General features: G+C 65.9%; 21 protein-coding genes. 8 read left to right on the top strand and 13 right to left on the bottom strand.

The genetic code is table 11. The features are described 5' to 3' along the window. Nucleotides 1-68 precede the first annotated feature (68 nt). A complete protein-coding gene (locus T8S45_RS03610; RefSeq protein WP_188641672.1) occupies nucleotides 69-1112 on the bottom strand; it encodes a rod shape-determining protein in 1044 nt (347 codons plus the stop codon). A 192-nt stretch (nucleotides 1113-1304) separates the two neighbouring features. Between T8S45_RS03610 and mutL the strand changes: the two genes are divergently transcribed. After that, nucleotides 1305-3167 carry a DNA mismatch repair endonuclease MutL gene (gene mutL, locus T8S45_RS03615; RefSeq protein WP_322294715.1) on the top strand — a complete coding sequence of 621 codons (1863 nt, stop codon included), beginning with the start codon at nucleotides 1305-1307 and terminating at the stop codon, nucleotides 3165-3167. Nucleotides 3168-3203: 36 nt separating this feature from the next. On the opposite strand, the gene T8S45_RS03620 is transcribed toward mutL, so the two are convergent. From T8S45_RS03620 to ychF, 5 genes are all read right to left on the bottom strand, one after another. Beyond that, nucleotides 3204-4538, bottom strand: coding sequence for a serine hydrolase domain-containing protein (locus T8S45_RS03620; protein ID WP_322294716.1), 1335 nt, complete (start codon nucleotides 4536-4538; stop codon nucleotides 3204-3206). Between the two features lie 145 nt (nucleotides 4539-4683). Further along, complete coding sequence (locus tag T8S45_RS03625; protein WP_322294717.1) at nucleotides 4684-5145, bottom strand: MaoC family dehydratase; 462 nt, start codon at nucleotides 5143-5145, stop codon at nucleotides 4684-4686. Between the two features lie 13 nt (nucleotides 5146-5158). Next, nucleotides 5159-5908 carry a MauE/DoxX family redox-associated membrane protein gene (locus T8S45_RS03630; protein ID WP_322294718.1) on the bottom strand — a complete coding sequence of 250 codons (750 nt, stop codon included), beginning with the start codon at nucleotides 5906-5908 and terminating at the stop codon, nucleotides 5159-5161. A gap of 10 nt (nucleotides 5909-5918) precedes the next feature. Continuing rightward, nucleotides 5919-6725: a DUF1206 domain-containing protein gene (locus T8S45_RS03635; protein ID WP_322294719.1), complete on the bottom strand. Its 807-nt coding sequence runs from the start codon at nucleotides 6723-6725 to the stop codon at nucleotides 5919-5921. 64 nt (nucleotides 6726-6789) lie between these two features. Further along, on the bottom strand, nucleotides 6790-7890 hold the full coding sequence (ychF, locus tag T8S45_RS03640) for a redox-regulated ATPase YchF (protein WP_322294720.1): 1101 nt from the start codon (nucleotides 7888-7890) through the stop codon (nucleotides 6790-6792). Nucleotides 7891-7971: 81 nt separating this feature from the next. On the opposite strand from ychF, the gene T8S45_RS03645 reads away from it, so the two are divergent. Beyond that, nucleotides 7972-8979, top strand: a complete 1008-nt coding sequence (locus T8S45_RS03645; protein ID WP_322294721.1) for a tetratricopeptide repeat protein — start codon at nucleotides 7972-7974, stop codon at nucleotides 8977-8979. A gap of 73 nt (nucleotides 8980-9052) precedes the next feature. On the opposite strand, the gene T8S45_RS03650 is transcribed toward T8S45_RS03645, so the two are convergent. After that, entirely contained in the window at nucleotides 9053-9343 is a 291-nt protein-coding gene (locus tag T8S45_RS03650; RefSeq protein WP_188641681.1) for a PEP-CTERM sorting domain-containing protein, read from the bottom strand. Between the two features lie 169 nt (nucleotides 9344-9512). On the opposite strand from T8S45_RS03650, the gene T8S45_RS03655 reads away from it, so the two are divergent. Continuing rightward, entirely contained in the window at nucleotides 9513-11039 is a 1527-nt protein-coding gene (locus tag T8S45_RS03655) for a tetratricopeptide repeat protein (RefSeq protein WP_322294722.1), read from the top strand. 76 nt (nucleotides 11040-11115) lie between these two features. Here the strand turns inward: T8S45_RS03655 and T8S45_RS03660 are convergent, their stop codons facing one another. From T8S45_RS03660 to T8S45_RS03680, 5 genes are all read right to left on the bottom strand, one after another. Next, nucleotides 11116-11808, bottom strand: coding sequence for a cistern family PEP-CTERM protein (locus T8S45_RS03660; RefSeq protein ID WP_188641683.1), 693 nt, complete (start codon nucleotides 11806-11808; stop codon nucleotides 11116-11118). A gap of 153 nt (nucleotides 11809-11961) precedes the next feature. Then, nucleotides 11962-12951 (bottom strand): SDR family oxidoreductase, encoded by a 990-nt coding sequence (locus T8S45_RS03665; protein ID WP_188641684.1) that lies wholly within the window; start codon nucleotides 12949-12951, stop codon nucleotides 11962-11964. Nucleotides 12952-12982: 31 nt separating this feature from the next. After that, nucleotides 12983-13417, bottom strand: coding sequence for a P-loop NTPase family protein (locus tag T8S45_RS03670; RefSeq protein ID WP_322294723.1), 435 nt, complete (start codon nucleotides 13415-13417; stop codon nucleotides 12983-12985). Between the two features lie 76 nt (nucleotides 13418-13493). Further along, nucleotides 13494-14063, bottom strand: a complete 570-nt coding sequence (gene pth / locus T8S45_RS03675; RefSeq protein ID WP_322294724.1) for an aminoacyl-tRNA hydrolase — start codon at nucleotides 14061-14063, stop codon at nucleotides 13494-13496. A 93-nt stretch (nucleotides 14064-14156) separates the two neighbouring features. Continuing rightward, nucleotides 14157-14840 carry a 50S ribosomal protein L25/general stress protein Ctc gene (locus T8S45_RS03680; RefSeq protein ID WP_322294725.1) on the bottom strand — a complete coding sequence of 228 codons (684 nt, stop codon included), beginning with the start codon at nucleotides 14838-14840 and terminating at the stop codon, nucleotides 14157-14159. Between the two features lie 265 nt (nucleotides 14841-15105). Between T8S45_RS03680 and T8S45_RS03685 the strand changes: the two genes are divergently transcribed. The 3 genes from T8S45_RS03685 to ppdK are packed head-to-tail and all read left to right on the top strand — an operon-like array spanning nucleotide 15106 to nucleotide 21068. Beyond that, nucleotides 15106-15972 (top strand): glycine--tRNA ligase subunit alpha, encoded by an 867-nt coding sequence (locus T8S45_RS03685; RefSeq protein ID WP_322295183.1) that lies wholly within the window; start codon nucleotides 15106-15108, stop codon nucleotides 15970-15972. Next, the gene (glyS, locus tag T8S45_RS03690) at nucleotides 15939-18314 is read left to right on the top strand and encodes a glycine--tRNA ligase subunit beta (protein ID WP_322294726.1); all 2376 of its coding nucleotides are present in this window, start codon (nucleotides 15939-15941) and stop codon (nucleotides 18312-18314) included. The genes T8S45_RS03685 and glyS overlap by 34 nt, the downstream gene beginning before the upstream one ends. Before the next feature lie 60 nt (nucleotides 18315-18374). After that, nucleotides 18375-21068: a pyruvate, phosphate dikinase gene (ppdK, locus tag T8S45_RS03695; RefSeq protein WP_322294727.1), complete on the top strand. Its 2694-nt coding sequence runs from the start codon at nucleotides 18375-18377 to the stop codon at nucleotides 21066-21068. Here ppdK and T8S45_RS03700 read toward each other — a convergent pair. Next, the gene (locus T8S45_RS03700; protein WP_322294728.1) at nucleotides 21031-21777 is read right to left on the bottom strand and encodes a class I SAM-dependent methyltransferase; all 747 of its coding nucleotides are present in this window, start codon (nucleotides 21775-21777) and stop codon (nucleotides 21031-21033) included. The two genes, ppdK and T8S45_RS03700, sit on opposite strands and share 38 nt — an antisense overlap. A gap of 51 nt (nucleotides 21778-21828) precedes the next feature. Here T8S45_RS03700 and T8S45_RS03705 point away from each other — a divergent pair, with 51 nt between their 5' ends. Together T8S45_RS03705 and T8S45_RS03710 are read left to right on the top strand one after the other, a co-directional pair. Next, a complete protein-coding gene (locus T8S45_RS03705) occupies nucleotides 21829-22551 on the top strand; it encodes a ComF family protein (protein WP_322294729.1) in 723 nt (240 codons plus the stop codon). A gap of 382 nt (nucleotides 22552-22933) precedes the next feature. Continuing rightward, nucleotides 22934-23350, top strand: coding sequence for a MerR family transcriptional regulator (locus T8S45_RS03710; RefSeq protein WP_188641691.1), 417 nt, complete (start codon nucleotides 22934-22936; stop codon nucleotides 23348-23350). The last annotated feature ends 18 nt before the right edge of the window (nucleotides 23351-23368 follow it).

The raw sequence follows: 23368 nt of genomic DNA on the forward strand, positions 1-23368 counted from the left end.
CTGCTCCTGTTGCGGCCCGCACCCGGCCGAGACGGGGTGCGGGCAATCGTGGTTTCGACGCTACCCGGTTACTGGGTCATCAGCACGCCGTGGAAGATCGGTTCCTCCATCGCGCGGCCGGTGCCGATCGCGACGCAGGTCAGCGGATCTTCCGCGACGGTGACGGGCAGGCCCGTCTCTTCGCGCAGGTATTCGTCGAGCCCGCGGATCAGCGCGCCGCCGCCGGTCAGGACGATGCCCTGGTCGACGATGTCGGCCGCCAGTTCGGGGGCGGTGTTCTCGAGCGCGATGCGCACGCCTTCGACGATCGCGCCGATCGGTTCGGCCAGCGCCTCGGCGATGTTGGCCTGGTTGATCGTGATTTCCTTGGGCACGCCGTTGACGAGGTCGCGGCCCTTGAGGGTGAACTGTTCGCCCACGCCGTCATCGGGCACCACCGCGCAGCCGTAATCCTGCTTGATCCGCTCGGCGGTCGCGTCACCGATCAGGAGGTTGTGGTGGCGGCGGACGTAGGAGATGATCGCTTCGTCCATCTTGTCGCCGCCGACTCGTACCGAGGTGGTGTAGGCGAGGCCGCGCAAGCTGAGCACGGCGACTTCGGTCGTGCCGCCGCCGATATCGACCACCATCGAGCCGACCGGTTCGGTCACCGGCATGTGCGCACCGATCGCGGCGGCCATCGGTTCGAGGATCAGGTAGACCTGGCTCGCGCCGGCATTCGAAGCGGCGTCGCGGATCGCGCGGCGTTCGACCGAGGTGGAGCCCGACGGCACGCAGATCGTGATCTCGGGATAGCGGAACATCGAGCGCGAACCGTTCACCTTGCGGATGAAGTGCTTGATCATCTCTTCGGCGACTTCGATGTCGGCGATCACGCCGTCGCGCAGCGGGCGGATCGCCTCGATCGAATCGGGCGTCTTGCCCATCATCATCTTGGCGTCTTCGCCGACGGCCTTCACCACCGGGGTGCCGTTGCGCATTTCCATCGCCACGACCGACGGTTCGTTGAGGACGATTCCCTGGTCCTGGACGTAGACCAGCGTATTGGCGGTGCCGAGATCGATCGCGATGTTGGGGGCGCCGAATTTGAAGAGATTGCCGAACAAGCCCATGTGAGTGTCGTATCCAATTGTAATTGCGCGCCAATCCAGCGGATCAGGACAGGCGATGCAATGGGGTTCCCGTAAGAACATGCGCTCTAGCGCAAGATTGTTCCGAATTCCAAGAAATTGGCCGATTTTGCGGGTGATTAAGCGACGGAGCGGACTGACTTCGCGGCGAGGTGCGGATATGCTCGCCCGCCCATGCCAGAAATCCGCCGCCTGCCCGAAGATCTCGTCAACCGTATCGCCGCCGGCGAGGTGGTCGAGCGACCGGCCTCGGCGCTCAAGGAACTGGTCGAAAACGCGATCGATGCGGGGGCGAAAAATATCGCGGTCCGGCTCGAGGGCGGGGGGCGCGACGCGTTCGAAGTGACCGATGACGGCTGCGGCATGGATCCCGACCAGATGGCGCTCGCGCTCGAACGACACGCGACCTCGAAACTGCCCGAAGAACTGCTCGGCGAGGGGACCGCGCTCGAACAGGTCCGCACGCTCGGCTTCCGCGGCGAGGCGCTGCCCTCGATCGCCAGCGTCGCGCGCTTCACGCTCGAAAGCCGGGTTCGGGGCGAAGAGGGCTGGCGCATCGTCGTCGATCACGGTGCCGAGGTCGAAAGCGGCCCTGCAGCGCTGCCGCCCGGAACGCGCGTGCGGGTGGAGAATGTGTTCGCCAAGGTACCCGCGCGGCGCAAGTTCCTCCGCACCGAGCGCAGCGAATACGGCGCCTGCATGGACGTGATGCGCCGCCTCGCGATGGCGCGGCCCGAGATCGGTTTCACTGTCGAACATGCCGGGCGTCGCTCGCTCGCCTTGCAGCCGGGGCAGGGGCAGGCCGAGCGGGTCGCGCAGATCGTCGCCAGGGAACTCGCGCAGGACGGCGTGCGGCTCGATTTCGAGCGCGGCGAGGCGCGGCTCACCGGGGTCGCGGGGCTACCGACCTTCAATCGCGGCGTGGCCGATCACCAGTATTTGTTCGTCAATGGCCGCCCGGTGAAGGACCGGTTGCTGTCGGGCGCGGTGCGCGGCGCCTATGCCGACATGCTCGCGCGCGACCGGCACGCGGTGCTCGCGCTGTTCCTCGACCTCCCGCCCGAGGATGTCGACGTCAACGTCCACCCCGCCAAGACCGAGGTCCGCTTCCGCGACGCCGCCGCGATCCGCGGGATGATCGTCTCGGGCCTGCGCCGCGCGCTCGACATGGGCGACCGCCGCAGCGCGCAGGCCCCTGCGGCCGACGCGATGGGCCGCTGGCAGGTCGAGCCGGGTTACGATGTCGAGACCGGCGAAGTGCGCGAACCGGCGATGGCCCCCGGTATGGCGAACGTCTCGCCAGCGCTCCACTCGCTCTTTACCGGGCGCGATCGCGGGGCAGGGGGCACGAGCTTCCGCGAGCCGCGGGTCGAATACGCCGCCGAGCATCGCAGCGCCTTCGCGCTTCCACAGGGCCGCGCCGAGGAAGCGCAACCGATCGATGAGGACCAGGATTATCCGCTCGGCATCGCGCGCGGGCAGGTCGCCAACACCTATATCGTCGCCGAGGCGAAGGACGGTCTCGTGCTGGTCGACCAGCACGCGGCGCATGAACGCCTGACGCTCGAACGGCTCAAGGCGGCGGGGGCGGAAGCGAAGATGCAGCAGTCGCAGCCGCTGTTGATGCCCGACGTGATCGAAATGGACGAGGCCGATTGCGACCGGCTCGAAGGTGCGATCGACAAGATGGCCGAGCTCGGCCTCGTGATGGAACGCTTCGGGCCCGAGGCGATGCTCGTCCGCGCGATGCCCGCCGCGCTGAAGAAGGCGAAACCCGAAGCCCTGCTGCGCGACATCGCCGACGATATCGCCAAGCACGGAGAGGCGTTGCTCTTGGGCGAAAAGCTCGACCTCGTGCTGGCCACCATGGCCTGCCACGGCTCGGTCCGCGCCGGCCGCGTGCTGCGCGTCGACGAGATGAACGCGCTGCTCCGCGAAATGGAAACCACCCCGCGCTCGGGCCAGTGCAATCATGGACGGCCGACATGGGTGAAGCTATCGATGGACGACGTCGAGAAGTTGTTCGGAAGGCATTGAACCGAGGGGAATTTGCGCCCACGTCGTCGACCGTACCTAGTCGAGAGCTTGCAGGATCCTGAGGGCGATCGGGTTGCCGGGGTACAACTCCAGCGTGACACCTAGCAGCTGCCGTGCCGCATCGCCGCGATCGTCCTTGCGCAGCTGGTTGGCAGCCAGCAGCATCGGCATCAGGTCCAGCTCGACCCCGCCGCGAGCGGCCCATTGGCGCAAGCCTTGCTCGGTGGCGGGAAGCTCTCCGGCCAACGCGGCCTGGTAGAGTGCGACCTCGGGTGACGGGCCCGGCAGACGCGCGCCCGGATCGGCGAGCGCATAGGACAGCGCCGGCTTGAAGATCATGAGCGGGGCGTTGCCGAGATTCGACAGCATCGCCAGGGTGTACTCGTGCCCATCGTGGCGAAAGCGAACCAGCTCGGCGCCGCCGCCGTCGGTCGTGCCACCCTTGGTGACATAGCGCCTGCCGTTATCGTCATGCAGCTCCCAGACGAGACCCACATCGGCGCTCATCGAATCGAAATAGGCAACCGGCTCGATGCTCGCGGCGTAGGTTTGCGGGCCGAACCATTCGCCGCGCGTGATCGCTTGGCTGAACGCCAGCAGGTCGTCGACAGAGGCGTACCAACCGCCGTCGGGACCGGGGCGGGGATCGTCGAAGACGGGCTCCACCTTGCCGTCGGCTCGCAACTCGAACGGTTGCGGGCGTGCTGCAGGGTCCTCGTCGGGCTGGAACGCCTGGACCGATGTCATCCCGGCGCGGGCGAAGACTTCCTCGTCGAAGAGCTCTTCCCACGAGCGCTCTTCGGGGTCGGTTCGTTCGAGAATCCTGGCGAGGACCCAGAACGCGCTGTTCGAGTAGGCAAAGCCTTCACCGGGCGCGAATTCGGGATCGGCGGTGCGCACCAGTTCGAGAAACTCGTCGATTTCGCGTTGCGCGAGCGAATAGTCCTCGTGCTCGAAGTAATTGCCATACCCGGATGTATGCGAGAGCAGCTGCCGCAGGGTGATGCGATCGGCGTTGGGTAACCCGCTGTCGGGCCAATGCCGGGCGATCGTGTCGTCGAGCGAAAGGCGCCCCTGCTCGACCGCTTCGAGCACCAGCACCTGCGTGAACAGCTTCCCGACCGACCCGACATTGTAGAGCGTTTCGGGCGTTGCGGGCGTTCCTGCCTCGTCGACCGGGCCGTAGGCCTTGCGAAGAACGACTTCTCCATCGCGGGCGAGGAGGGCCGCGCCGTAGAACCGGTCATGCGCGGCAGCGGCGGTCAGTGCGGCATCGAGCCTCTCGGCCTCCGGAACAGGTAGAGGGGGCGGCGTATGCGCGCAGGCAGCGGCGAAGAGGGAGAGGATCGAAAGCGACAGTCTGGCAAGCATCGGGTGTCGAGTGGCCTCGTTCGGAAGATAGAATGAGTGTCGGGTCGCTCCTGCTACAGGAAAAGGCGCGAATTATCGGGGCCTGCTCTGCGAAATGCAGGCCTTGTTCGACAGCCCCCGACCGGAACCCGTCTCGACGTTGGCGTCAGTCGATCGGCACTTCCGGCTCCCGCACCCCGATCATGCCGTTCGAGGTCATCTCCAGCACCATCACACCGTCCTGGTTGAAGGTCCGCACGCGGGTCTTGAACAGGCCGAGTTCGGGCTTGGACCTGCTGCGGCGCTTTTCGAGCAGTTCAGTTTCGATCCGCAGCGTGTCGCCGGGATAGACCGGGTGCTTCCAGCGCAACTCGTCGATGCCGGGCGAGCCCATGCCGGCGCGGGGGACTTCGTTCATGCTGTCGACCAGCATCCGCATCGTCATCGCGCAGGTGTGCCACCCGCTCGCCGAGATGCGCCCGAAATGCGTCTTCGCCGCCGCTTCCTGCGACAGGTGGAACGGCTGTGGATCGTACTTGCTCGCGAAGTCGCGGACTTCCTCCGCGGTCACTTCGTAGGCGCCGGAACTGCTCGTCATCCCGACTTCGAGGTCTTCGTAATACATCATGGGGAGCGCTCTATTACGCCAGGCCGTAGCGCGCCAGCATCCATAGCCCCATGCCCATCATCGCGAGGTTCTCGCTCAGCGAGACGAAGCCCAAGGGCACGTTGCTGCCGCCGCCCACGCAGGCGCACTTGATCTCGCGCTTCTGGACATAGACCGCGTAGAACACGCTCACCGCGCCGATCGTGCCGATGGTGAGCGCGATCGGGATCGACAGCCACGGCAGCAGGTGCCCCGCCATCAGCACCGCCGCCGCCGCCTCGAGGAAGGGGTAGGCATAGGCATAAGGCACCCATCTGCGCCCGAGCAGGTCGTAACCGACGAACATCGAGGAAAACTGCTCGACATCCTGCAGCTTGAGCATGGCGAGCATCGCCATCGATAAGGCCACGAACCATTCGGCGGTACGCGCGACCAGCGGGGTGCCGAAGCTCCAGGTCGCGAGGCTGACCGCCAGCGCCAGCGCGACCGCGAACACCGCGATCACGGGCTGGTAGCTCGTCTTGTCCTTGTCCTTCACCTTGCGGTCGAAGAACTTGCGCAGAGCCTCGTAGCCGCCGATGCGCTCGCCCCCGATGAAGGTCTGGGGCGTGGTTTTCACATCGTGCTTCGCCTTGAACGCGTCGGTTTCCTCGCGCGTGGTGAGGTGATGGTCCTCGACCGCGTAGCCCTCGCTTTCGAGAAGCCATTTGGACTTTATGCCGTAGGGGCAGACATGCTTGTCCATCACCATCCGGTGGAGGCGGGCGGTCTTGCGTTCGGCCATATGGCGAGCCTCAGTGGCGACCGGGGACGTCCGGCTTCATCGATCCACTCGTCAGGTGCGGGATCACCCGGTATCGCGAGGTAATGAAGCTGAACAGGCCGAACATGATCAGGCCGACCGCGACCAGCGTGTAGACTACGCCCATGTCCCTGAGACTGACGATCGCTTCGCCGAGCCCCTTGACCTGGCTCGAGGAGGAGAACCACGCACCCTGCATCAGCGACCAGCCGATGATCGCGAAGACCACCGCGCGCGCGGCGTGTCCCGCACGGCCGATGTGACAGACCCAGTGCGGCGCACGACCGCTGATCCGCTTCATGAAACCGAGATCGTACGCCTTCTTGGCCTGCATCAGCCCCCCCACGAGGAACCCGAGCCCGATCACGCCGAGCACCACGCCGCCAAGGTCGTAGGAGAGCACCGTGCTGGCACGTTCCTGCGTGCCGTCGCCGCCCGAACTCTTGGTGCCGGTCGCGAACTGGTAGGCGGCGAAGGCGAGGAAGGTGTGCGCGACGCCGCTCGCGACATCGCCGATCCGCTTGAGCCCACCCTCGATATCGTCGTTGCGATTGTAGATGTTCGCGAAGCCCGAGAGGTATTTGTAGGCCGCATAGCCCAGCATTCCGATCGCGATCACCCACAATAGCGGCGTCCCGAGCGGCACCTCCTGCAGCATGTCGAACACGCCGGTCGAGCCTTCGGAGGCTTCCCCGCTGCCTGTCTCGAGCGCGAGGTATCCCAGCAGCATGTAGGTGAGTCCGCGCGCCATGTAGCCAAGGCGCACGAACCAGCTGAATTTTTCCGATTTGTCGACCACCGTGGTCTCCCCTGTTATAGTTTGGGAAACCAACGGGCGAGGGGCGGAATGGTTGCCGTGGAAGTCAGACGTTGAACTTGAACAGCATCACGTCGCCGTCCTGGACGAGGTATTCCTTGCCTTCCTGGCGAAGCTTGCCCGCTTCGCGCGCGGCGCTTTCGCCGCCCAGCGCGACGTAATCGTCGTAAGCGATGGTCTCGGCGCGAATGAATCCGCGTTCGAAATCGGTGTGGATCTCGCCCGCCGCCTGCGGGGCCTTGGCGCCCGCAGGGAAGGTCCATGCGCGCGATTCCTTGGGGCCGGCAGTGAAGAAGGTCTGCAGGCCGAGCAGCTTGTAACCGGCGGCGATGATGCGGTTGAGGCCGCTTTCCTCGAGGCCCAGTTCGGACAGGTATTCGGCGCGTTCCTCGCCTTCCATCGCAACCAGTTCGGCCTCGATCGCGGCCGAGACGATCACCGCCTGCGCGCCCTCGGCTTCGGCCTTGGCGAAGACCTTTTCGGTCAGATCGTTGCCGTTAGAAGCATCTTCCTCGGCGACGTTGCAGACATAGAGCACCGGCTTGGCGGTCAGGAGCTGGGCCTGTTCAAACAGGCGGGCTTCCTCGTCGTCGCCCGGCTCGACGAGGCGCGCGGGCTTGCCGTCCTTGAGCAGTTCGAGCGCCTGGCCCAGCACGCTGGCGAGCGCCTTGGCTTCCTTGTCCCCGCCGGTCGCGCGGCGCTTGGCGTTCTCGGCGCGCTTTTCGACGCTTTCGAGGTCCGACAGCAGCAATTCGGTCTCGACCACCTCGGCATCGGCGAGCGGGTCGACCCGGTTGGAGACGTGCTGGATGTCGTCATCCTCGAAACAGCGCAGCACGTGCACGATCGCGTCGACCTCGCGGATATTGGCGAGGAACTGGTTACCCAGTCCTTCGCCCTTGCTCGCACCCTTCACCAGGCCGGCAATGTCGACGAAGGCGAGCTGGGTGGGGATGACCTTTGCGCTCTTGGCGATCGCGGCGATCTTCTCGAGCCGTTCGTCGGGCACGGCGACCTGCCCGACATTGGGCTCGATCGTACAGAAGGGATAGTTCGCGGCCTGCGCGGCCTGCGTTTCGGTGAGTGCGTTGAAGAGCGTCGACTTGCCGACATTGGGCAGGCCGACGATGCCGCATTTGAACCCCATGGGAATTTCCTACAATGTGGGCGATAAGGATTTGCGCGCCGCTTAGCCGTGGCGCGGGCAGAATGCCAGATGGGGGAAGAAATGATTGCACGGACGATGATTGTGGCGGGCGCGCTTGCGCTCGCTTCGTGCTCGGGGGACAGCGCCGACCGGTTCGAACGCGCGGAGGCCAGTTTCGAGGCGGGCGAGTACGAAGAGGCGCGGATTGATCTCATCAGCGTGCTCGACGAAGATCGCGATAATGCAGCGGCCCTCCTGCTGCTGGCGCGCACCGAGCTCGCGCAGGGCAATGGCGCAGGCGCGCGCGAACGGCTGCTGCGGTTACAGGAACTGGGCGCGGTGCCCGACGACTACGCCTTTCTCCTCGCCGAGGCGGAAAACATGCGCGGAAACCCCGAAGGCGCGCTCGAAGCGCTGTCGCAGGTCGAGACCGCCGAAGCCTATCGCCTGCGCGCGCAGGCGCTGACCGGCATGAATCGCATCGACGAGGCGCGCGAGACGCTGCGCAAGGGGCTCGACATGCCGGGGGACAAGGGCGCGCTCTACGCCGAATACGCGATGTTCCGGCTCGCCGATGGGGAGATCGCCGAAGCGACGCGCTATGTGCGCCTCGCGGAGCAGTCCGCGCCAGAAGCGCTCGAGACTTATCTCGCCGCCGGCCGTCTCGCGCAGACGCAGGAGCGGATCGACGACGCAATCGCGATTTTCGGCGAAGGCGCGGAGGCCTACCCGACCGACCTGCGGCTGTTCGAGGAACTGGCGATGGCCCTGGGACAGGCCGGACGGTTCGAGGAGATCGAACAGCTGGTCGAAAAAGGGCGCGCGCGGTTCGGCGGAACCCCCGAATTCACGATCCTGCGCGCCAAGCTCGCCGCCGAACAGGGCGAGTGGGAGCAGGTCCGGAGTTTGATGCAGCCGATCGAGGCGCAGCTGGACAACCGCCCGGTGGCCGAGCTGCTCTATGCGACGGCGCTCTATCGGCTCGGACAGTCGGAGCTCGCCTATCGGAGAGCGCAGCGCCTCAACCGGCGGTTCCCCGGCAATCCGGATGCGCAGTCGCTGCTCGAAGAAATAGAGGCCAGCCTCTAGCGAATAGGGGCCGGCCTCCGGATATCAGAGCTTCAAAGCCGCGCCGGCGAACCGGCGCGGCACCGAAGAAACCTTACTTGCGGTCCTTGCGACGGCGGCGCGAAGTGTGCGCTGCGCCGGCGCCGATCGCCGCCATGCCGAACAGGGCCAGCATGCCCGGTTCGGGCACCGAAGTCGGCGGCGGGGGCGGCGGAGGCGGGGGCGGCGGAGGAGGCGGCGGCGGCGGCGGGTTGTGGCCGCAACCGGTGTAATGCGTGTGCGTGCCGCTTCCGCCCCATTTCTTCCACCAGGTCGCATGGGCGGGCGAGGCCGTAACCATCGAGCCCAGCACCACGACCATCGTTGCCGTCGCTGCCTTCTTCATAACCGATATCCCCCTTTGGAATGGTTACCGTCATACAAAGCAATGCCCGTGCCAATCGCACTTTTCCGGGGCTTTCGATGGTTAACGGCTTGCTCGCCGACATCGGCGTGTCAAAGTAACCGACAGTGGCTAACGGAATTTTTCGAATTTGCCGGCTAGAGGCGAAGGCATGAGAAGACGACCTATCGTAACGATCTCGGCTGCCGCCGCCCTATGGCTGGTCGGCTGCAGTGCCGATCCCGGTGATCAGTTCGCGCGGGCGCAGGATGCCTTTGCCGCCCATCGCTACGACGAGGCGAGGATCGACCTCGTCTCGGCGCTCCAGCAGGAGCCCGAAAACGTCGCGATGCTCGAACTGCTCGCGCGCACGCAATTGTCGCTCGGCGACGGCGAGGGCGCGCAAGCGACGCTCGACCGGCTTGCCGCCGTCGACGGCCTGCCGGGCGATGCCCCGCTGCTGCGCGGTGAGGCGGCACTGTTGCGCGGACAATTCGACGAGGCGCTGTCCGCGGTCGAGGACGCAAGCGGCGCCGAAGTCTGGCGGATCCGCGCGATCGCGCGCGTCGGGCAGGGAGATCCCGAGGCGGCGGCCGTGGCGTTCGGCGAAGGCGCGGCGCTCGAGCGGCCGACGGCGCGCCTGCTCGCCGATTACGCGATCTTCGCACTGGGGAACGGGGCGCTGGCACGGGCCCGCGAACTCGCCGATCGGGCGATCGCGATCGATCGAAACCAGATCGATGCGCTGCTTGCCAATGCGCGCGTCGCTGTGGCTGAGGGCGATCTCGGCACGGCGCTCGACGCCTATGTCGCGGCGCGCGCGGCCTATCCGGAGAACCGCGCCGCGCTGCTCGGCGAGGCGGGGGTGCTCGGCGATCTCGACCGGCTCGACGAGATGGAACAGCTGATCGAGCGCGCAGCCGAGCAGGCACCAGATGATCCGGCGGTGGTCTATTTGCGCGGACGCCTGGCCGGCGAACGGGGGGAGTGGGCCGAAGTCCGTCGCCTGTTCCAGTTGAACGAGCGCCGCCTGGAAGGCCGCGACGATGCCCAGATCCTGTATGCCGAGGCTCTGCTCGAGCTCGACCAGAGCGAATTGGCCCTCGCGCGCTTGCGCCCCGTCTTGCGCCGCGATCCGCGCAATGTCTACGCTCGCCGGCTGTTGACGCGGGCAATGATCGCGACCGGCGACGGTGCCGGTGCACTCTCCGCGATCCGTCCGATTGCAGACCGTGCCGAGGCATCGCAGACCGACCTCGTGCTCGCCGCGCGCGCGGCCAGGCTGGCAGGTTCGGAGCGGGCTTCCGATTACCGCGTCCGCGCGCGCGTGCCCTCACCCGAGAACATCGCCGCCGAGATCGCCAGTGCCGATGCCGCGTTGCGCGCGCGCAACTGGCGCGAGGCGATCGCAGCCTATGAGCGCGTGATCGAAGCGACCGGCGAAAACAATGTGCTGGTGCTCAACAATTTCGCCTATGCGCTCGGTGAGGCCGGAAACCGTCGCCGCGCGCTCGAATATGCGAAGAAGGCGCTGGCGCTGGCCCCCGACAATCCGTCGGTACTCGATACCGCGGGATGGCTGATGGTCCAGACCGACGGCGATCGCGAGGCGGCGATCCGGCTGCTCGAAAAGGCCGCCCGGCTCGCCCCGAAGAACAGGACGATCGCCGAGCACCTGCGCCTGGCGAAAGCCGACTGACGCACCTGGGCCTGCCAATGAAGAAGGGCGCCCTCCCGGTGGGGAGAGCGCCCTTTCTCTTATCTGCGATGTGCGATCAGGCTGCCAGCTTGCGGCGGCGGCGCATCAGGCCGATGCCCACGAGCCCGAGGCCGAACAGGCCGAGCATGCCGGGTTCGGGAACCGGGGTGCCGCCGGTGGTCGACGTCGTGGTCGAGGTAACCTGCGAACCGGTGGCCGAACCGTCGCCGTTGACCGCCTGGTACCGGACGAAGAAATCGGACAGGGTGATCGGGTTGGTCGGGTCGGAGAAATAGAGGCTCATCGTGCCCGAACCGCTTTCGCCGTTGGTGAGCCCGTTGGTGCCCGAACCGGCGCCGCCACACGAGCCGCTGTCCTTCGCCTTGAAGCAGACATCGACCGTGCCGATCCCGTTGGGATAGTTCTTGTCGAGCTTCGAATAGTCGAAGGTGCCGGTCGAATCGGCCCCGGTGATGTCGGGGTTCACGTTGAAGGCGAAGCCGGTCAGCGAACCGGTCGAGGTCGTGCTCGTGTTCGCCGCGTCGTAGGTGAAATTGTAGGTCTTCCCGTCGGGCGAGATGCTTACCAGCGTAAAGGTGATCGAGGAGGTCAGCCCGTCGACCGTGCCGCTTCCGTCCTCGCCGTCGAAATCGATCGTGAAGGTCGAACCCTCGTCGCCGGCGCCGAGCGTGATCGGATCGGCCAGGGCTGGGCTCGCGCCGAGCATGGCGACCGTGGCGAGAACGGCGGTAAACAGTTTGCGAAGCATCGGGTGGGCCCCTCGAAAGAATACTCTATATCGTTACCGAACCTCTATGCAGGCAACGTGCCAATGGCGGATTTTCGGGCAATAAAATGGTTAACAGGCGTTGGTTAATGCCGTGTTTGTAATGTTTTCCGACAGCTGTCCGCCAATCGCTGCCTAGTCGAGGACTGCCTTGATCCACGGGCCCGCGCTGCTTTCGCCGAGCCAGTCGAGCTGGGTTTGGCGGCTGACTGCGTTGATCGCGGTCTGGGGGATGAAACGGGGATGGACCGGGCGGCGCAGCGGGCGGGTGCCCGGCGGCATCGCGATGATCTCGGCGATCGCGCGCGGCACGTCGTCGATATCGGTATCGCGCCCGTCGCCGGTCTCGGTCCCCATCCGCGCGACGAGCGCCGGGTAGCCCGAGAGATGTTTTTCTTCGGCGCGGGCCTTGAGCGCGTTGTTGTAGCGATTGCGGTTCTGCCAGATCTCGGTCGGATAGCCGCCCGGCTCGATGATCGTGACCTCGATCCCGTGCGGCACCAGTTCGTAGGCGAGCTGTTCGCTCATCGCCTCGACCGCGAACTTGGTGGCGCAGTAATGGCCCGCAGATGGGGCGATCACGCGCCCGAGCTGCGAGGAGACGTTGAAGATCTGGCCCTTGCCCGCTTCGCGCATCGCCGGAAGCACCGCGCGAGCCATGCGGTGATAGCCGAACACATTGGTGTCGAAGGCGAGCCGGGTCGCCTCCATGTCCTGCACCTCGACCGGGCCGGTGATGCCGATCCCGGCATTGTTGACCAGCACGTCGAGCGCCCCGAACACTTCGGACTGGGCCATTTGGACGGCGTAATCGATCGACTCTTGCGAGAGCACGTCGAGTTCCATCACGACGAGGTCGAGTTTCTCGTTCCACCGGATCTCTTCGAGCTCGTCGGCCTCGGGCCGGGGCAGGTTGCGCATGGTGGCGAACACTTTCGCCCCGCGTCGCGCGTAATAGAGCGCCCCGGCGCGCCCGAAACCCGAGGAGCATCCGGTGATCAGGATCGATTTGCCAGTAAGGTCGGGTTCGACTTGCGGCAGGTTGGCGATGGCGGGCCTGGCTGCGACCAGCGCGGCCCCGGCGGCGGTTCCGGCAAGCAGCGAACGGCGGGTGATATCGGGCATGGCGGGTCTCCTTCACGCTGCAGCCTAGCGTCTATTCGGCGCGAAGCGAGTCCATCCAGCGCTCGAGCGCTCGCGGCGAGCGCAGGCGCTCGACCTTGTCCCAGTGTCCTTCGAGCTGCCGATGCAATCGCACCCGCGGCCCGCTGTTCCAGTTGGCGACGTACCACAGGAAAGACAGATCGAACCGCTCCGGGCAGTCTTCGCCCATGTCGGGCCGGGTGCGCCCGCGCCAGGTCCATACGCGCCGAACGATCCGCCACAGGCAGAGCGGGATCGGAAAATCGAGATAGACCACCGTGTCCGCCTGCGGCAGTCGAAGCTGCAGCGAACTGCCGTGCGTGCCGTCGATGATCCACCGCTCTCCGGCCACGATCTCTTCCTGGTGCCGGAGATATTCGGCGCGATCCATCTCGTGCCAGCCGGGCAGCCAGAGGACCGCATCGAGGTGATGGACCGGAAGGTCCATTCTCTTCCCTAGCGCAAAGGCCAGGGTCGACTTCCCCGAACCGCAGGGCCCGATGACGAGGACGCGCTGCATGGCCTCAAACCTGCATCCTCAGCGCGACGTCGTTCATGAAGCGCGCGTCGTCGCCCGTGGCGAGCCATTCGGCCTCGGCCGCGATCGCGCCGAGCATGGCGGCAAGATCGTCCAGCTCCGACTTGGCGTAATTGCCGAGGACGTGACCGGTGACGCGGTCCTTGTGCCCCGGATGGCCGATGCCGATGCGGACGCGGCGAAAATCATTCCCGAGGTGGTTGTCGATCGAACGCAGCCCGTTGTGCCCGGCGGTGCCGCCGCCCTGCTTCACCTTGACCTTGAAGGGGGCGAGATCGAGCTCGTCGTGGAACACGGTCAGCGCATCGAGCTCGAGCTTGTAGAAGCGCATCGCCTCGCCCACCGCGCGGCCGCTCTCGTTCATGAAGGTCGCGGGCTTCAGCAGCAGGATTTTCTCGCGCCCGATCCGTCCTTCCTGCGCCCAGCCGGAAAACTTCTTCTGCACCGGGCCGAAACCGTGCATCTCGGCGATCGTGTCGAGCACCATGAAGCCGACATTGTGCCGGTGCATCGCATAGCGCGGTCCGGGATTTCCGAGGCCTGTCCAGATCTGCATCGCGCCCTCCTAGCCAGCGCCCTCGGAAAAGCAAAACGCCGAGTTCCACGAGGGAACCCGGCGCCTTGGTGATTGCTTCGCAGGAAAGAGCGATCAGTCCTCGCTCTTTTCCTCCTGTTCTTCGGCGGCGTCTTCGTCGTCACCCTGTTCGGTGGCGGGGACGTCTTCCGCATCGACTTCTTCGTCGGTCTCTTCTTCGGCCTTCTTGAGCGCCGACGGTGCGACCAGCGTGGCGATGGTGAAGTCGCGATCGGTGATCGCGCTTTCGCTGCCTTCGGGCAGGGTCACTTCGCTGATATGGATCGAATCGCCGACTTCCTTGCCCTCGACGTCGATCTCGATCTCGCTCGGGATCTTCTCGGCATCGCAGACCAGTTCGAGCTCGTGACGCACGATGTTGAGCACGCCACCCTTCTTGAGGCCCGGCGAAGCCGCTTCGTTGACGAACACGACCGGGACCTGGACTTCGACCTTCGCACCCTTGGCGAGGCGGAAGAAGTCGGCGTGGACCGGACGGTCGGTGACCGGGTGAAGCGAGACGTCCTTGGGCAGGGTCTTCATCTTCTTGCCGCCGAGCTCGATCTCGACGATCGAATTCATGAAGTGGCCGGTGTCCAGCAGGCGGACCAGTTCCTTGGCCTCGACGTGGATCGGGGTGGGTTCTTCCTTGCCGCCATAGATCACGGCGGGGACACGGCCTTCGCGACGCAGTGCACGGGAGGCTCCCTTGCCAGCCCGTTCGCGCGTCTCGGCCGGCAGGGTCAGAGCGTCGCTCATATCAATGCCTTTCGAAATGCATATGTGTAAGTCCCGGTCTCGCCACGCCTCCAGGGATGACCATGGCTCCGGGTGGGCGCGCCTATACGCGTATTCGCCGCAAAAGCAAGCATGCGGTGCCACGGCGGATCGGGCGATGCGACATCTGAGCACCGATGCATCGCCCGGATTGACCCTCGGCCACCCCTGCGCCATTGCGCGCGACACGATGAACACGCCGATGCAACAGCCTGCCGGACGCGATCCGAAGAGCAGCTTCCAGGACATGATCCTCGCGCTCCACGATTTCTGGAGCGCGCAGGGCTGCGTCATCCTCCAGCCCTACGACATGCGTATGGGTGCGGGGACGTTCCACACCGCGACCACGCTGCGCGCGCTCGGGCCCGAGCCGTGGAACGCGGCCTTCGTCCAGCCCTGCCGCCGCCCGACCGACGGGCGCTATGGCGAGAACCCGAACCGGTTGCAGCATTATTACCAGTACCAGGTGATCCTGAAGCCGAGCCCGCCCGATATCCAGGAGCTCTATCTGGAATCGCTGCGCGTGATCGGGATCGATCCGCTGAAGCACGATATCCGCTTCGTCGAGGACGACTGGGAATCGCCCACGCTGGGCGCATGGGGCCTTGGCTGGGAAGTCTGGTGTGACGGGATGGAGGTGACCCAGTTCACCTATTTCCAGCAGATGGGCGGGTTCGACTGCAAGCCGGTCGCGGGCGAGCTGACCTACGGGCTCGAACGGCTCGCGATGTACATCCAGGGCGTCGACAACGTCTACGACCTCTCGTTCAACGGCCAGGGCGTGAGCTACGGCGACGTGTTCCTCGAAAACGAGAAGCAGATGTCGAAGTGGAACTTCGAGGTGGCCGAGACCGACGCGCTGTTCGACCTCTTCAACAAGGCCGAGGCCGAGTGCCGCAACGCGCTCGACGCGGAGGTCCCCATCGCCGCCTATGAACAGGCGGTCGAGGCGAGCCACATCTTCAACCTGCTGCAGGCGCGCGGCGTGATCAGCGTTCAGGAGCGTGCCAGCTACATGGGCCGCGTCCGCGACCTCGCGCGCGGTTCGTGCGAAGCCTATGCCGAGAAGATGGCGCCCGAATGGAAAGCGAAATTCCCGGAGTGGAGCCTGTGAGCGATTTCCTCCTCGAACTGCGGTCCGAAGAAATCCCCGCGCGGATGCAGGCCGGCGCGCGCAAGGAACTCGAGAAACTGTTCCGGCGCGAGATGGACGCCGCCGGCGTGGCGGTGGGCGAGGTCACCGTCTGGTCGACCCCGCGCCGCCTTGCGCTGATCGCGCGCGACCTCCCGGATGCGACCGAGGCGGTCAGCGAGGAAGCCAAGGGTCCGCCCGAAGGCGCGCCCGACCAGGCGGTCGAGGGCTTCTGCCGCAAGAACGGCGTCACCCGCGACGAACTCGAAGTGCGCGACGTGAAGGGCCGCCCGACCTATTTCGCGGTCAGGAACATTCCCGGCCGCCAGACCTCGGCGCTGCTCGCCGAGGCGATCCGCGCGATCGTGCGCGATTTCAGCTGGCCCAAGTCGATGCGCTGGGGCGCGGCCTCGCTCAGCACCGAGAGCCTGCGCTGGGTGCGCCCGCTTTCTGGCATTGTCGCTCTGCTCGGCGACGACGTGATCGAGTGCGAGGTCCACGGCGTCACCTCGGGCGCGGTCACGCTCGGCCACCGCTTCCACCATGCGGGCGACATCACGATCGGCAATGCCGACGATTACGCGATGAAACTGCGCGCGGGCCATGTGATCGTCGATCACGCGGAACGGCAGGATTTGATCCGCAAAGGCGCGGCCAGGGTCGCCGAGGAAGCGGGACTCACGCTGGTCGAGGACGAGGGGCTGGTGATCGAGAATGCCGGTCTCACCGAATGGCCGGTCCCGCTGCTCGGCCGGTTTGAGGAGGATTTTCTCGAAGTCCCGCCCGAGACGATCCAGCTCACCGCGCGCGTGAACCAGAAATATTTCGTCTGCGAGGATGCGAAGGGCGAACTCGCCAACGCCTTCATCTGCACCGCCAATATCGAGGCCGCCGATGGCGGCGCCCGCGTGGTCGAAGGCAATCGCAAGGTCCTCGCCGCGCGTCTCGCCGATGCGCGCTTCTTCTGGGACGTCGATCGCAAGAAGACGCTCGAGGAACACGCCAAGGGTCTCGAGCGGATCACCTTCCACGAGAAGCTCGGCACCGTCGCCGACAAGGTCGAGCGCGTGGCCAAGCTGGCCGAGTGGCTTGCGAGCGAGGGCATCGTCCCCGATTGCGACCCGAAGCTGGCGCGGCAGGCCGCCGAATTGTGTAAGGCCGACCTCGTCACCGAGATGGTCGGCGAGTTTCCCGAATTGCAGGGCCTGATGGGCGGCTATTACGCCCGCGCCGAGGGCCTCCCCGACGCCGTCGCCGACGCGATCCGCGACCACTACAAGCCCGTCGGGCAGGGCGACGATGTCCCCACCGCGCCGGTGACGGTGGCGGTGTCGCTGGCGGACAAGCTGGATACGCTGTTCGGATTCTTTGGAGACAAAGAACTGCATCCAACGGGTTCGCGTGATCCTTTCGCTCTCCGTCGAGCAGCTCTCGGTGTGGTTCGTGTTTTGACCAGCTCGGCAATTCGTCTCAATCTTGGGCCGGCATTGGAAAGTTGGTACCGGTGTTTCTCATCAACACCGCTTGGCGATGTCGAAAGCTACACGGAATTAGTTGCCAATGATCCATCCTATCGAGTTGAAGGGCGAGTAACACCCTACTTCCAAGAGCGTTTGTCAGCAGAAAACCTGGCTAAACTGAAAGATAGCATTGATCTCGCCGAACCGATCCGGGTTTGGGTGGGCTTCGACAACGATATCGATTGGAAACGACTTCCGCTCTCTTTCACCAATCGTGAGCCACCAAACGGTGAAGTGATTGATGAAGGTGACTATTATGCGGGTAATTATTGGTTTGCCTCGTATGTTGAGCTCCGTAAATGGGTTCTCGATTTCTTCGCCGACCGCCTCAAGGTCCAGCAGCGCGAGGCGGGTGTCCGCCACGACCTGATCGACGCGGTGTTCGCGCTCGGCGGCGAGGACGATCTCGTTCGCCTGCTAGCGCGGGTGAAGGCGCTCCAGTCCTTCATGGACACCGAAGACGGCGCCAACCTGCTCGCCGGTTACAAGCGCGCGGCGAATATCCTCAAGAAGGAAGAGTGGGACGGCGGGAAAGCGCTTTCCTACACGGCAGAACCGGCCGAAAAGGGGCTGATCGATGCGCTCGACAGCGCGGGACCCAAGGCCGAAGCCGCTGTGAACGACGAAGATTTCGCCGCCGCCATGTCGGCATTGGCGTCCCTGCGCGCGCCGATCGACCAGTTCTTCGAGGAGGTGACGGTCAATGACGACGATCCGGCCAAGCGCGCCTTCCGGCTCGACCTGCTCGCGCGCTTCCGCGACGCCGTCCACCGGGTGGCGGATTTCTCGAAAATCGAGGGCTGAGTTTTTCCGCCCTGAACAGTGTAACACCCGGTCCATGCCTTCAGCGAGGAACGCGATAACATGAACAAGACGGTCTATCCCTTCGGCGGCGACGCGGATCATTCGGACCCGCGGCAGAAGGACAAGACCGTCACCGGCGGCAAGGGGCGCAACCTCGCCGAGATGGCCAGCATCGGCCTGCCGGTACCCCCGGGCTTCACCATCACCACCGAGGAATGCCTGCGCTATCTCGAGCAGGGCGGCGATTTCGCCCCCGAACTGCGCGACGCGGTGGGCGAGGCGCTCGCGCATATCGAGAGCACCGTGGGCAAGAGGCTCGGCGATGCCGCCGATCCGCTGCTCGTCTCGGTCCGCTCGGGCGCGGCGATCTCGATGCCGGGGATGATGGACACCGTCCTAAATCTCGGCCTCAACGACGAAACGGTGAGGGGCCTCGCGGCGACTTCGGGCAACGAACGCTTCGCGTGGGACAGCTATCGCCGCTTCATCCAGATGTACTCCGACGTGGTGCTCGGCCTCGACCATGGCCTGTTCGAGGAAGCGCTCGAAATCGCAAAGGAAGACAAGGGCTTCTTCGACGATACCGAGATGCAGTCCGAAGACTGGCAGGCGCTGGTCGACGAGTTCAAGGCGATCGTCGTGCGCGAACACGACGCGCCGTTCCCGCAGGACGCGCACGACCAGCTCTGGGGTGCGATCCGCGCGGTGTTCGAAAGCTGGGACAGCGAGCGCGCCAAAGTCTATCGCCGCCTCAACGACATCCCGCACGACCTCGGCACCGCGGTCAACGTCCAGGCGATGGTGTTCGGAAACATGGGCGATACCTCGGCCACCGGCGTCGCCTTCACCCGCGACCCCTCGACCGGCGAACGCGCCTATTACGGCGAATACCTGATCAATGCGCAGGGCGAGGATGTCGTCGCCGGGATCCGCACGCCGCGCTACCTGACCAGGGCCGCGCGCGAGGCCGCCGGGGCGAAGCCTGCCTCGATGGAAGAGGCCATGCCCGAGCCCTATGCCGAGCTGGCGCGCGTGTTCGACCTGCTCGAGAACCACTATCGCGATATGCAGGACATCGAGTTCACGGTCGAGCGCGGCACGCTGTGGATGCTGCAGACGCGCACCGGCAAGCGCACCGCCAAGGCCGCGCTCAAGATCGCGGTCGAGATGGAGGGCGAGGGGCTGATCGACCGGCAGGAGGCGGTGTCGCGGATCGATCCGATGGCGCTCGACCAGCTGCTCCATCCTTCGCTCGATCCCGATGCGCCGCGCGACGTCCTGGCGAAGGGCCTGCCCGCATCTCCCGGCGCGGCCTCGGGCAGGATCGCGCTCAATGCCGATACCGCCGAGCAATGGGCAAATGGCGGCCATGACGTCATCCTCGTGCGCGTCGAGACCAGCCCCGAGGACATCCACGGGATGCACGCCGCGAAGGGGATCCTGACCGCGCGGGGCGGCATGACGTCGCACGCCGCGGTGGTCGCGCGCGGCATGGGGCGGCCCTGCGTGTCGGGTGCCGCCGAGGTGCGGATCGATATCGCCAAACGCCGGGCGACGATCGGCGGCCGCGACTTCGCCGAGGGCGACGTCGTGACGTTGGACGGAGCGACCGGCGAGGTGATGGCGGGCGAAGTCGCCCGGATCGAGCCTGAACTGGTCGGCGATTTCGCCACCATCATGGACTGGGCCGACGAAGCGCGCCGCATGCGCGTGCGCACCAATGCCGAAACGCCCGAAGACTGCCGTACTGCGCGCGGCTTCGGCGCCGAGGGGATCGGGCTGTGCCGCACCGAGCACATGTTCTTCGATGCCTCGCGGATCGCCGCGGTGCGCGAGATGATCCTCGCCGAAAGCGAGGCGGGCCGCCGCGCCGCGCTCGACAAGCTGCTGCCCGAACAGCGTGCCGACTTCGAAAGCATCTTCGAGGTGATGGCGGGCCTCCCGGTCACCATCCGCCTGCTCGACCCGCCGCTGCATGAATTCCTGCCGCAGAAAGAGGCCGATTACGAGGAGGTTGCGGCGGCAACCGGACACGATGTCGAGCGTCTCAAGCGCCGCGCAAACGAGCTCCACGAGTTTAACCCGATGCTCGGCCATCGCGGTTGCCGGCTCGGCATCACCTTCCCCGAGATCTACGAGATGCAGGCGCGCGCGATCTTCGAAGCGGCCTGCGCGGTAAAGCAGCATAGCGGCGAAGCGCCGCTGCCCGAGGTGATGATCCCGCTCGCTGCGACTCGCCGCGAGGTCGCGATCCTGCGCGCGCTGGTCGATCGCGTCGCCAAGGAGGTGTTCGAGGAGCAGGGCTGTGCGCTCGACTACCTCGTCGGCACGATGATCGAACTGCCGCGCGCCGCGCTTGCCGCCGGCGATATCGCCCACGATGCCGAGTTCTTCAGCTTCGGGACCAACGACCTGACCCAGACCGCGCTGGGGGTCTCGCGCGACGATGCGAGCAAGTTCCTCGGCGAATATGTCGAGCGCGGCATCTACGCGCGCGACCCGTTCGTCAGTATCGATATCGATGGGGTCGGCGAGCTGGTCCGGCTCGGAGTCGAACGCGGTCGCGCGACGCGTGAGGGTATCAAGCTCGGGATCTGCGGCGAGCATGGCGGCGACCCCGCAAGCATCGGCTTCTGCGAGGAGGTCGGGCTCGATTACGTCAGCGCTTCACCCTATCGCGTGCCGATCGCACGGCTCGCCGCGGCGCAGGCCGCGATCAGAAGCGCGGCTTCGGACGGCGACCGCTCAGCGTGATAATCTCGAAGCTCTCCAATAGCTTGCCTTCTCTATCGGAGAGTTCATCGAACCTGTCGCGAGCACGCTTTAGCGCCGCCTTGCCGAGCGGCGGCCCGCGATCGACGAGCACGTTCGAAAGCCCCTGCGCGCGGAGGTCGCCGACCAGGCGAGCGAGCGAAGAATACCGCACCGAGAGCGGATGGCTGTCGACCACCGGATCGGCGAAACCGGTGCGCTGGAGCAGTTCGGCGCCGGCGCGGACATCGACCTGCGGGTGGATCCGCGGTGCGGTGCGCTCGCCATCCGCCGCGGCCATGATGTCGCGCAGCTGTCGCAGGCTTCCGCCGCCGACGAAGCTCGCGATCATCAGAGCGCCCGGTTCGAGCGCGTTGCGCAAATGGACCAGTGCGCCCGGCAGGTCGTTGACCGTGTCGAGCGTGCCGAGGCAGGCGATGAAATCGTATGCTCCCTCGGCGAACGGCTGCTCGTCGGCGAACCCCTCAACTGGGTCGGCCGACTTGGCCCCCGGAAAGGTCGCCGCGAGCCGTCCGGTGCGATCGCCCACGATCAACGGCCTCGAAGGTTCGAACCGGATGAAGCCGAGCCGTTCGACGACGTCGTCGACCATGTCGTCGAGGATGTACGACGCTTCGCCCGGATCGGCGCGGCGGCGGGCGAGGCGGCGGCGGTGCGGCGAGAAGATCTGCGGGACTTGCGGGGTGGCCATGCCTCTCCCTGTCGCCTCAGCGGCCGCGCCGCAAGGGGGAGGGCGGCGATCGTGATCGAGGCGCTCTCTCCTGTGATCGATGCGGTCTTCCCGCCGCGCTGCCCGCTTTGCGGCGACGGGATCGCGGCGCAGCAGGGGCTGTGCGGCGACTGCTTCGCCGAAATCGAGGTGCCGGGCGAGCCGTGCTGCGCGCTGTGCCAGTGGCCTTTCGAGATCGAGCAAGCCGAAGGCTCGCTCTGCGGTGTGTGCCTGCAGAGCCCGCCGCGGCATGACGGTATCGCCGCGGCGACGCTCTATGGCGAGGGTTCGCGCAAGCTCATCCTCGCGCTCAAGCATGGCGGGCGGATCGCTCTTGCGCCGATGATGGCGCGAATGATCGCGCGCCAGGCAGCCGTGGTTGATGACGGTTGGCTGGTCGTGCCCGTCCCGCTCCATCGCTGGCGGATCTGGCGCCGCGGCTACAATCAGGCGGCGCTTCTCGCGAGAGCGGTGGCCGAGGCGAGCGACGCCGAATTATGCGTCGATGCGCTGGTGCGCAGGAAGGCGACCCCGATGCTCGGCGGGTTGGGGCGCGCGGCGCGACGCCGCGCCCTGAGCGGTGCGATCGAGGTGTCCCCGCAGCGGCGGGCAGGATTGAAGGGTCGCAACATCCTGCTGGTCGACGACGTGCTGACCAGCGGGGCGACGAGCGAAGCTTGCGTTTCTGCGCTCAAGCGGGCGGGTGCGGCGCGCGTGATGGTAGGCTGCTTCGCGCGGGTGGTCGATCGCGCCTGACCCCGGAGGATGTGGCGCACAAAAAAGCGCCCGGAGCCGAAGCCCCGGGCGCTCTGTGAAAACGAATCCGGCCCGGACCGAAGTCCCCCGATCGGCGTTCCCCCACGCCTCCCGGAACCGATTTCGTCTCCGGCTCGCCCATCCCTGCGGGGGGCGTTGGCCGGAACTCCCTGAACCGGGCCGAGGCCGCGGAACAGTTTTGCGGTCCCCTCAAACCGCGGGCACGAATGTTCCCCAGTTTGACCGAATCTCAAACACTTCATTCGGGTCTGTCCCGATTTTGGAAAGCGTTGTCACTTCATTGCAACAGATTGCCGCTTTGGCGCAACGTTTCATCGCAGTGAAACTTGACGTTTACGTTAAGGGAAGGCAATGCAGGGCCATGTTTGCGGCGGCTGATACCGACGACCCCGACGAGCGATTCACGATCTCGCAGATGACGCGCGAGTTCGGCGTCACCGCCCGCGCCTTGCGATTCTACGAGGACGAAGGGCTCGTGCAGCCCGAACGCGACGGTCTCCAGCGAATCTATTCGCAGCGCGACCGCGCTCGACTCGCATGGATCCTGCGGGCGAAGAATGTCGGATTCAGCCTGTCCGAAATCCGCGAGATGATCGATCTCTACGATCTCGGCGACGGGCGGGTCGAGCAGCGCCGCGTCACGGTCGAGAAATGCCGCGCGCACATCGCCAAGCTCAAACGCCAGCGCGAGGACATCGATTCGTCGATCGCCGAGCTCACCCATTTCGTCGAGGAGATCGAAGCCCTCGAACTGCCGAAGAAGAACCCCAGACAGTAGATCCCAGAAACCCGAACC

Origin of the sequence: Pseudoblastomonas marina (genome assembly GCF_034374265.1) — a bacterium.
In the GTDB taxonomy this organism is placed as follows: domain Bacteria; phylum Pseudomonadota; class Alphaproteobacteria; order Sphingomonadales; family Sphingomonadaceae; genus Alteriqipengyuania_A; species Alteriqipengyuania_A marina.